This is a genomic window from Arcicella aquatica, assembly GCF_034928825.1.
GTDB lineage: Bacteria > Bacteroidota > Bacteroidia > Cytophagales > Spirosomataceae > Arcicella > Arcicella aquatica.
Genome location: NZ_JAYFUL010000116.1, coordinates 1 through 557 on the forward strand (window position 1 = coordinate 1; position 557 = coordinate 557).

Annotated in this window: 1 protein-coding gene; it reads left to right on the forward strand. The window is 39.5% G+C overall.

Translation table 11 applies throughout. The annotated features are described in order from the left end of the window. Positions 1-364: hypothetical protein (locus VB264_RS25070; protein WP_323254155.1), on the forward strand; the 364-nt coding region annotated here is incomplete at its 5' end. Between the last annotated feature and the right edge of the window lie 193 nt (positions 365-557).

Genomic DNA, 557 nt, shown 5'->3' on the forward strand with positions numbered 1-557 from the left:
AAATAAAAAAAATCGTAACTTGATACTTTATCTCCGAAAAGTAGTCGAAAGTTACCGTGCTGGATTCGTATCTTCCAAGGAATTAAAGACGGATTTGCACCTGGATTTCAAGCGGGTTCGACAGTTGAACCGCTGGTATTTTAAACATCGAATTCTACCATATTTAAAACCTAAAAGACGAAAGCCCATGAAGCCAGAAATCAACAAAACCAAAGACTTAGAAGCCAAGATAAAATGGCTCGAAAAAGAGAATGAAATGCTCAGGATGAAATCCATCGCTTGGGAAACTTTGGTGGACATCGCCGAAAAGCAATTCGATATTTCTATCAAAAAAAAGTTCGCATCCAAGCCGTTGAAGCATTAAGCAGTCGCTACCCTTTACTGGGTATGAGTTTAATGTGTTCATGGTTTGGGTTTTCTCGTCAAGCTTGGTATGCGGCTATCAAGCAAATGGAGAAGAATGTGTTTGAATTCGACTTGGTTCTCGGAGAAATCAAACGGATTCGTAAGCGTATTCCTGGGATTGGTTCAGGGAAGTTGTATGAGTTAATAAAACC